Source organism: Streptomyces sp. NPDC087859 (assembly GCF_044742595.1).
GTDB lineage: Bacteria > Actinomycetota > Actinomycetes > Streptomycetales > Streptomycetaceae > Streptomyces > Streptomyces canus_F.
The window spans coordinates 77,973-87,266 of the sequence record NZ_JBIUUU010000035.1 but is presented as its reverse complement, the minus strand read 5'-3'; the positions used below and the strand labels follow the sequence as shown (position 1 = coordinate 87,266).

General features: G+C 69.7%; 6 protein-coding genes. 3 read left to right on the top strand and 3 right to left on the bottom strand.

Going from position 1 to position 9,294, the window contains the following annotated elements; all coding sequences use genetic code 11:
• The 3 genes from ACIOHP_RS48575 to ACIOHP_RS48565 form a co-directional block, all read right to left on the bottom strand.
• On the bottom strand, nucleotides 1–848 hold an 848-nt coding region (locus ACIOHP_RS48575; RefSeq protein WP_401898102.1), incomplete at its 3' end, for an RNA-guided endonuclease InsQ/TnpB family protein.
• A 3-nt stretch (nucleotides 849–851) separates the two neighbouring features.
• Nucleotides 852–1,217 carry a 2TM domain-containing protein gene (locus tag ACIOHP_RS48570; RefSeq protein ID WP_401898100.1) on the bottom strand — a complete coding sequence of 122 codons (366 nt, stop codon included), beginning with the start codon at nucleotides 1,215–1,217 and terminating at the stop codon, nucleotides 852–854.
• A 15-nt stretch (nucleotides 1,218–1,232) separates the two neighbouring features.
• Nucleotides 1,233–1,955: an alpha/beta fold hydrolase gene (locus ACIOHP_RS48565; RefSeq protein ID WP_401898097.1), complete on the bottom strand. Its 723-nt coding sequence runs from the start codon at nucleotides 1,953–1,955 to the stop codon at nucleotides 1,233–1,235.
• A gap of 171 nt (nucleotides 1,956–2,126) precedes the next feature.
• On the opposite strand from ACIOHP_RS48565, the gene ACIOHP_RS48560 reads away from it, so the two are divergent.
• The 3 genes from ACIOHP_RS48560 to ACIOHP_RS48550 all read left to right on the top strand — a co-directional run bounded on the left by ACIOHP_RS48560 (nucleotide 2,127) and on the right by ACIOHP_RS48550 (nucleotide 9,253).
• Entirely contained in the window at nucleotides 2,127–4,703 is a 2,577-nt protein-coding gene (locus tag ACIOHP_RS48560; RefSeq protein ID WP_401898095.1) for an FAD-dependent oxidoreductase, read from the top strand.
• Nucleotides 4,704–4,889: 186 nt separating this feature from the next.
• A complete protein-coding gene (locus ACIOHP_RS48555) occupies nucleotides 4,890–8,057 on the top strand; it encodes a BTAD domain-containing putative transcriptional regulator (RefSeq protein WP_401898093.1) in 3,168 nt (1,055 codons plus the stop codon).
• A complete protein-coding gene (locus tag ACIOHP_RS48550; protein ID WP_401898092.1) occupies nucleotides 8,054–9,253 on the top strand; it encodes a PLP-dependent aminotransferase family protein in 1,200 nt (399 codons plus the stop codon). Before ACIOHP_RS48555 ends, ACIOHP_RS48550 begins: the two co-directional genes overlap by 4 nt.
• Nucleotides 9,254–9,294 lie beyond the last annotated feature (41 nt).

Genomic DNA, 9,294 nt, shown 5'->3' with positions numbered 1-9,294 from the left:
CCGTTCTTCAGCAGGTTGCGGACGCTCAGGTCTTCGATCACGACCGTTTGATTCTCGCGGACGAGTCGAGTCGACAGCTTGTGCAGGAAATCCCGACGCCGGTCGGCGATCCGCGCATGCACCCGGGCGACCTCCCGGCGAGCCTTCTCCCGGTTCGCCAAGCCCTTCGCCTTGCGCGACAGCTTCCGCTGCGCCTTCGCCAGGCGGGCACGGTCACGCTGCTCGTGCCGGGGGTTGGCGACCTTTTCCCCGGTGGACAGCGTCACCAGGGAGGTGATCCCGGCGTCCAGGCCCACCGCGTTTATGGTGGCCGGGGCCGGGGTGATGGTGTCCTGGCACAGCAGGGACACGAACCAGCGGCCCGCGCTGTCGCGGGACACCGTCACCGTGGTCGGCTCCGCCCCCTCGGGCAGCGGACGCGACCAGCGGATGTCCAACGGCTCGGCCATCTTCGCCAAAGTCAGCTGTCCGTTGCGCCAGGTGAAGGCGCTGCGTGTGTACTCGGCCGACGCGCGGGACTTCTTGCGCGACTTGAAGCGCGGGTACTTCGCGCGTTTGGCGAAGAAGTTCCCGAACGCCGTCTGCAGATGGCGCAGCGCCTGCTGCAGCGGGACCGCGGACACCTCGGCCAGGAAGGCCAGTTCCTCTGTCTTTTTCCACTGCGTGAGCGCGGCGGAGGACTGCACGTAGGAGATCCGGCGCTGCTCGCCGTGCCAGGCCCGGGTGCGTTCCTCCAGCGCCTTGTTGTAGACGAGGCGGACACAGCCGAACGTGCGCGACAGCTCAGCCGCCTGCACGCCGGTGGGGTAGAAGCGGTACTTGAACGCCCGCTTGGCCTGCCGCGTCACGCCTCACACCGTATCAACTTCCTTATGGCCAGCGGGTGTTGTCCGGTGGACGGTGGACCCCGGTCCGCCCTGGCGGCGAACCGGCTTGCCCTGCCCTGCTCCGCAGGAGCTTCGATTCCTCCCCGGCCTGAAGGCCGGGGTATCCACGAAGGACAGACCCGATGACCGGGCGAGTGATCGGAACTTCGAACGAATCGCCAAGAAGTGGATCAGCAGCCCGATACCCCAGCCCAGAATCGACCACACAGGCCAGAAGAAGTGGTCGGATGTGAGAATCGCCCACAGCACCACCTGGGCTGCATTGGCGATGACGTACCAGAAAAGGTGGATCCGCAGGCCCCACCTCATGGCCTTTTCGCTCTTGTGCATTTTCCCTCCCGTGGATCATCGGATTGAGGTCTGCTCCCGCACGGCCGTCTCGATGAGGCCCACCGCCGCACCCGGCCGGGAGACGAACACCATGTGCGAAGCACCCTCGACCACCTGGGTCTTCGCGCCGGAGCGCTGGGCCATGAACTCCTGCGTCGCCGGGGGGATGATCCTGTCGGCGCCGCTGATCAGGTTGTAGTTCGGGATCGTGTGCCACGCCTGTGGGCCGGTGGCGGGCTCGCCCAGGGCGGCGCCGGTGGCCGGGCGTTGCGTGATCGAGTAGAGGGCGGCCTCCTCCGCGGACACGTCGGCCGCGAAATGGGGGTGAAAGACCTTCGGGTCGATGTAGAGGTCCACCTGTCCGTCGGGCAGCGGCACCGGCTTCAGGGACTCGCCCACGGTGCTACCGGGGAACTTCTCGACCAGTGCCTGCGCGCTCTCGCCCGTCTCTGGCACGAACGCCGCCAGGTAGACCAGTGCCTTCACTTTCGTGTTTCCCGCGGCGGCAGTTGAGATGACCGCACCGCCGTACGAGTGCCCGACCAGCACGATCGGTCCCTCGATGCTGTCCAGCAGCGCCCTGACCTGAGCCGCGTCAGAGGCGAGCCCCCGCAGTGGATTCGGCGCGGCGACCACGGGATGGCCGTCGGCGACAAGTCGCTTGGCGACGGCGTTGAAGCCGCTGCCGTCGGCAAAGGCTCCGTGTACGAGCACGATCGTCGGATTTCCGCTCACCATGGGCCAACCTTTCCTTCGGATGACGGCCGACAGAAAGCTATGGCGTCGCACTGGACGGGAATTGAATGCGCCCGGGACCTGGTTCCGGGCTGGCTTCACTGGTCATTCAGTCGACGTCAAGCCGGTCCGGCCAATCTGAGCGCCTCGGAGGACAGATGACTGGGGGTGCCGATGGGGTCGGACGAGGAAGTCGATGTCGTTGTGATCGGGTCGGGTATGGGGGGTCTCGCGGCGGCGCGCTCGATCGCGCAGTTCGGCGGGAAGCGTGTGCTCGTCCTCGAACAGCACTACACGCTCGGCGGGATGACGCACGAGTTCTCCCGAGCCGGCCGATACCGCTTCGGCACCGGGCTGCATTACGTGAGTGCGAGCGCCGGCCCGTTCCTGGGGTTCATGACGGACGGAAGGGCGCAGCTCTCGCCCCTGCCGGACGAGTACGACGCGCTGCACTTCCCGGGGTTCGATTTCGCCGTCCCCGCCGGGAAGGAGCGGTTCCGTGAGCGTCTGAAGGAACGGTTCCCTGCCGAGTCCGACGCGATCGACCGATTCTTCCGGACCACGCGCTGGGCCATGGCCGGGCTGACCGCGCGCAATGTCCTCGCGTCGTTCCCCGACGGCGTACGAAAAGCGGGCGCGCCCATCGTCGAGCGGCTCTTCCCGTCGACGTTCCGTTTGTTGCGTGACCAGGTTGCCCGCAGCTTCCGCGATCCGCGCCTGCGGGCCGTTTTGGCCGCCCGATGGGGGCTCTACGGCACTCCGCCGGCATCGAGCGCGTTCGGCTACCACGGGGCGGTCCCGCTGACCTTCTTCATGGACGGCACCGCACATCCGGTGGGCGGCCCGCAGGAGCTCAACCGGGTCGTTCTCGAGATCCTGCGACGGTACGGCGTGGAGCTGCGCCCCCGGCAGACGGTTCACGAGGTCCTCCTAGAAGGCGGCAAGGTGGCCGGCGTCGACGTCGAGGACACCGCTACCGGCCGCCGCTACCGGGTGCGGACGGACACCGTCGTCTCGGCGGTCGGAGTACGCAACACGTACGCCCTGATCGGGAAGAGCCACGAACTGGCGGATCTGCCTGAGGAACGGTCGGCGGTCATGCTGTTTCTCGGACTGGACCGGTCGCCGGCCGAGTTCGGACTGCGCGGCGAGAACCACTGGTTCATGCCGGATCTCGACGAGGCCGACGGCGTTGACCGCCCGCCCGGGGAAGGCACGCTGTACGTCTCCTTCGCCTCGCTCAACAACCCGGCCGCCCGACACCACACGGTGGAGCTGCTGGAACTCGTCGATCCCAAGGTGGTCGACCAGTGGCGCGGCACGCCCGGGGCCGAACGGCCGGACAGCTACCGGAAGTTCAAGGACGAGCTGACCGAACGGCTGCTCGCCCGCCTGGAGGAACGCTGGCCCGGCTTCCGGGAGACGATCGCGTTCGCCGAGCTGGCGACTCCGCTGTCTTTCGAGACGTATCAGCGCAGTGTGCGGGGATCCTTCTACGGGCTCGCGGCGACTCCCCAGCGGTTGCGCTCGGCGCGGGCCGGGTGCCGTACTCCGGTCAGGGGTCTGTTCGTGGCGGGGCAGGACGCCTGGGGTTCCGGTGTGGTGGGGGCGCTGGCGGGCGGGCTGATGGTGGCCAATGCCGTTCTGAAACCGCGGCAGCTCGGGACGATGTGGCGGGTCATCCGTTCGGGCGGGATCACCCGGGATGCGGCCGGGCCCTGGGAGGGCTATCTGCGCGTGGCCCGCATCGAGGTGCTGACCCCGACGGTCCGGAGGTTCCGCTTCGAATCCCTGGACGGGGGCACGATGCCGTTCTCGTTCGTCGCCGGGCAGTGCGTGAAGGTCGACCTGCCCGTCGCCGTCGAGCCGATCGAGCGGTCGTACTCGATCTGCAGCAGTCCGGGGGAGAGCGGTTTCGTCGAGATCGCAGTGAAGCACGAGCCGGACGGGCTGGGCTCGGGATTCCTGCACCAGGATCTGGAGGCCGGGCTGGCGATGCGGGTGAGCGGCCCGCATGGCGAGTTCACCTGGGAGCCGGGCTCCGCGAAAGGCGCGGCGGACCCACTCCTGCTCATCGCCGGGGGAGTGGGGATCACCCCGCTGATGAGTGTCCTGCTTGCGGCCGCCGACGTCGGTCACACGGGGCGGGTCGTCCTGCTGGCGAGCTACCGGAGCGAGGACGAGGTGTTGTTCGGGCCGGAGATCGAGGCGCTGCGGTCCCGGCTGCCGGGGCTGGAGGTGTCGGTCTTCGTGACCGACCGGCAAGGCCGGATCGGTTACGACGAGTTGCTGCCCCACGCGGGCCCGTCGACCCGCGTGCACCTGTGCGGGCCGGCGCCCATGATGCAGGACCTGATCGGCCGCCTGGCGGAACTGGGGGTGCCGCGAGAGGCCATCCGCACCGAGGCGTTCGTGTCGGGCCGGAGCAGGGAGACCCGCCGGGAGAAGGCGCATGCCATCGCGGTTGCTGCCGCGGCGGCCGGTGTCACCAAGTTCATGATCGGCACGGCTGTCGGCGCCCCGGCGTTCCCTTGTAGCCCCGGGCAGTCGGTCCTCGATGCCGCCAACGCCGTTGGCGTCGCACTGCCCCAGTCGTGTGGCGAGGGCGCCTGCGGTACCTGTCGGGTGCGGGTGCTGTGCGGTGCCTACGAGACCGACGACCGCGGGATGTTCTCCGCCGACGAGTTGGAGGCGGGCTGGCGGCTGGCCTGTCAGACACTGCCCACCGGGGACCTGGTGATCGGCCAGTAAGGCGGAGCCGGTGAGCGTTAGTGCATGTGCCGGTGGCGCATAAACCGTCTAAACCGTCGGGAGGTGTCCGCCGCGATGGTGACGGTCATCCCTATCTTGGTAATCTCTTTGCCGGTCACGGGACTTGAGACACCATGGACGGTGGATGGCGGCGAAGGCCGTCCAAGGCTGGGAACGGGAAAAGGAATGGCTTCCTCCGCTGCGCCTCTGCGGCTGCAGGTTCTCGGTCCGTTGCGGATCTGGCGCGACGGCGTCGAACTGGACCCCGGGCCTCGGCAGCAGTCGTACCTGCTCGCGATCCTGCTCGCCCGCGCGGGCAAGCCGATCAGTACGAGCGAGTTGGTCGACCTGATCTGGGCCGAGGACGTCCCGGCGTCTGCTGTGAACATTCTCCAGAAGTACGTCGGCGCGTTGCGACGGCTGTTCGAGCCTTTGTTGCCCGTCCGTGAAGCCGGCTCGTTCCTCCACCGTCGCGGCAATTCCTACCTCTTCCTCGCCGGCTCCGCCGCGCTGGATCTCGTCGCCTTCCGCGAACTCGTCGATGCCGCCAGGGCCGCGCTGACCCGGCACGAGCACGAGGCGGCCCTCGATCACTACGTCGGAGCGCTCGGGCTCTGGCACGGCTCGGCGGGCGACAGTATCGCCGAGGGGACGCTCGCCGCGACCGTTTTCGCCGCACTTGACAACGAGTTCTACGACGCGTGCACGGCGGCGGCGGACCTTGCCGTGTCGATGGGCCGACCGGAGCGGGTGCTCGCGGCTCTGCAACTGGCCGCATCGATGGCACCGTTCAACGAAGCCGTGCTGGCCGGTCTCATCGGCGTGCTCGGCGCCGCTGGGCGCCAGGCGGAGGCGCTGTCGGTGTTCCGCCAGGCCCGCGACCGGCTCGCCGAGGAACTCGGCATCGACCCGGGTCCGGCGCTGGAGGATGCCCAGCGGCGGATTCTCACGCAGACCCCGGCGTCGCTGCTTGTGCGGGAGACGGACGAGGAGGTCGGGCGGACCACGGGGGCCATCTTGATCGGCCGGGCCGAGGAACTCGCCACGCTGCGGCGCATCGTGGAGCACGCACTCGCCGGCGACACCGCGATAGGCGTTGTCGAAGGCGAACCGGGCGCGGGCAAGACGCGGTTGCTGGAAGAGGCCGCCGCCGTGGCAGACCGCCTGGGTGCGCTCACCGTCTGGGGCTCCTGCCAGGAGGGCGAGGGGACACCGGCGATGTGGCCCTGGGAGGAGGCACTTGGCCAGATCGTCCGCAGTCTGCCCGCTGCGGCGGGCGAACAGTGGCTCACCGGCGGGCTGGGAAGCCTCCTCGCGGCGCGGGACGACGCAACCCGGGAACTTCCCGACGGCAACGCCCAGTTCCGGCTGTTCGAACAGGTCGTAGCCCTCGTCGCAGAGGCCGCGGTGCGGCGGCCGACACTCCTGATACTCGACGACCTCCAGTGGGCCGACGTCACCTCCCTGAAGTTGTTGCAGCATCTGGCGGGGCGGCTGCCCCAAGGTACGGCGATCATCGGCGCGTTGCGTGACCGCGCACCCACAGTCGGCCCGGACCTCTCCCGGGTGCTGGCCGCCGCCAGTCGGCGGCCCGGTCACCGGAGGTTCCGGCTCGGCCCGCTCGGCCCGGCCGATGTGGCCGAACTCGTCCGCCACGAGGCCGGTCAGGATCCGGGCGACACCGTCGCCCGCGCCATCCACGCCCGTACTTCCGGCAATCCGTTCTTCGTCCGCGAACTGTCCCGGCTGCTCAGCGGGGCCGGTGCGATCGGCGACGGGGACGCGTCCGCAGCGGCCGGGGTCCCCACCACCGTCCATGACGTCGTCCGCGACCGGATGGCCGGGCTCGACGACCGCGCTCGCGACCTGCTGCACGTGGCCGCGCTCATCGGCCGCGACGTCGACCTCAGGCTGCTGTCCCGCGCCACCGGTGTGGGCGTCGCGGACTGTCTCCACCGCCTGGAACCGCTGCATACGCTCGGGCTGCTCGAACCCGGGCCGCAGGACCCGTCCTCGCTCCGGTTCGCACACGACCTGGTGCGCGAGTCGGTCTCCGAGACCGCGACGAAGCAGCAGGTCACCCAGCTGCATCTGCGCGTCGCGGACGCCCTCGAACAGATCCACGCCGATGACGAGGACGTCGCCGAACGCCTCGCCTACCACCTGTGGGCCGCCGGACCCCTCGCCGAGCCCGGTCGCACCGCGGAGGCCCTGATCCGCGCCGGGCGCCGCGCGGCGGCCAAACTCGCCTTCGAGTCCGCCAACCGGCAGCTGCGCTTCGCCGTGCAGGTCACCCGGGCTTCAGGACTCATGGAACTGGAGTTCTCCGCCCTCACGCTGCTCGCCATCGTTGTCCGGCGACAGTCGGGGTACGACGCCTCGACGTTCGATCTGCTGGGACGCGCCGAGTACCTGGCCCGTACCCTCGGCCGGGAGGCGGAGGCCGCCGACTTCCTCTTCATCCGTCTGATGGGCGCCTACACCTCCATGGAGAAGGGCCGCGGGCAGTTGGCCCGCCGTATGCACGAGGTCGGTCAGGCGTCCTCCGCTCCCGCCGTCCGACGCTACGGTCGGCAGGCCTGGGGCCTGCATCAGTGGGACATCGGCAACATAGGCGAGGCGTACCGGTCCCTCAGCAAGGAGGATGTCGGCGCCGCCGACGGCACCGTCGCCCCGGACGAAGAGACACCGCTCCGGCGGGACGGCAGCATTCCTGGGGAAGGACCCGGCTGGCGGGCAGTCATGACCGCGCTGCACGGTGATGTCGACACGGCGCTGGCTTTCGTCGATACCTGGGACACCCCGGGGGACCCGTACGCGGCCTCGGTCTGGGTGTATTACACGACCATGATCGCTTCCATGGCAGGGGACGCGGAAAGGGCCCGGCGAGCCGGTGAGCGGTGGGTCGCCGCCGGCCTCGCCCGCCTCAGCGCCCACATCGACAACTACATCCGGCAGTTCTGGTGCTGGGCACGCGCCCTCACCGGCGAGGATCCGGTCGGCGCCGCCGCCGAGGCCGAGGAACTCCTGGCAGCCCACCTGCTCGATCCGCCGCAATGGGGCATCGCCTACCACTACGCACTGATTGCCGAGATGTGGCTGGCCGCCGGACTGCCCGATCGCGCCGACGCCGCTCTCGACCGGGCCGACCAGGCAATCTGGGACCACGGCCAGCGCTACTCCGAAGGGCTGCTCCTGCTTCTGAAGGCACGCCTGCTGCAGGCCCGCGGCGCACCCCTCACCGTTGTCCGGGCCGCCGCCGAACGGGCCTATACGCACTCCACCGCGCGTGAGGCCCACCTGTTCGCGCGACGCGCCGAACGACTCCTCTCCGAACCTGGAGGCAAGGCATGACCGCCGGCCCTGATGAGGACCAGAGCGGGCTGACGGCCCTGGCCCGTGGGCTCTCGGCGCCGAAGGGCTTCGTCGATGCCAGCCTGGCCGCCCCTGTCCCCGGAACGATTCGCCTGCTGGGCGGCATCCCCGCGCCAGAGGCTCTGCCCGGCGAGGCGATCGGCCGGGCATCGGCGCAGCTGTGGCAGGACCCCGACGCCGTGATCGCGTCCCTCCAGTACTCGCCAGCGCGCGGATCCGAGGCGCTGCGCGACTGGATCGCGAAGCGGGAGGGCGTCGACCCGAGCCGGATCGTGGTGACGAACGGCGGCATGCACGGCCTCGCGCTGTCGGTGCTGACCGTCGTCGAGCGCGGCGCCACCGTCGCGGTGGACGATCCGGTGTTCCCGGGTTTCCTGTGGGCCCTGGAGGTGGCGACGACGCGGATCCTGCCGGTACCGGTCGTGGCCGACGGCTTCGACGTCGAACACCTCGCCCGGCGGCTCGCCACCGGAGCCCGGATCGCCGCGGCCTACACCGTGCCCGACTTCCACAACCCCGCCCAGGTCAGTCTCTCGGCACCGAAGCGACAGGCACTGGTCGAGCTCGCCGAGCGGTACGGCTTCTACGTGATCGTCGACGACCCTTACCGCGAACTGCGCTTCGCCGGCCGGGACCAGGGTGTCGCGGCCTTCCACCAGTCGGACCGGGCGATCCACGTCAACACCTTCACCAAGACCCTCGGCCCCGGCTGGCGCGTGGGTTGGCTGGTGCTGCCGGACCACCTCGTGGACCCGGTGATCCGGCTGCGCAACCGCCTCGACGTACACACATCCTCGGTGACCCAGGCGATCATCGAACGGCTGCTCACCGACGACGCCCAATGGTTCGACGGGATCGTGCGCGGCGCCACCGAGCTGTACCAAGAACGCGCCGGCGTGCTGATCGACGCCCTGCGGGAACAACTCCCGGGCGCCCTCGACATCGTGGCCCCCGAAGGCGGGCTGTTCCTCTGGCCGCGGCTCACCGACGACGCTGTGGACCCTGCGGCGCTGTTCCGGCGGGCGGCCGCCCACGGTGTGGTCTACCAGCCGGGCGAGTTCTTCGCGGCGGACCCCCGGGGGCGGTCCTCGGTCCGGCACCTGCGGTTGTCCTACAGCGACCGCACTCCGGAGGAACTGCGGGAGGCCGTACGCCGGCTGGCCCTGGCCTTCTGAGGACGCACGCGAGCAACAACAGTTCCCTGTGGTGGATTTCC

Coding starts and splice junctions, on each gene's coding strand:
- ACIOHP_RS48570 (WP_401898100.1), bottom strand. CDS start 1,217: ATGCACAAGAGCGAAAAGGCCATGAGGTGGGGCCTGCGGATCCACCTT.
- ACIOHP_RS48565 (WP_401898097.1), bottom strand. CDS start 1,955: ATGGTGAGCGGAAATCCGACGATCGTGCTCGTACACGGAGCCTTTGCC.
- ACIOHP_RS48560 (WP_401898095.1), top strand. CDS start 2,127: ATGGGGTCGGACGAGGAAGTCGATGTCGTTGTGATCGGGTCGGGTATG.
- ACIOHP_RS48555 (WP_401898093.1), top strand. CDS start 4,890: ATGGCTTCCTCCGCTGCGCCTCTGCGGCTGCAGGTTCTCGGTCCGTTG.
- ACIOHP_RS48550 (WP_401898092.1), top strand. CDS start 8,054: ATGACCGCCGGCCCTGATGAGGACCAGAGCGGGCTGACGGCCCTGGCC.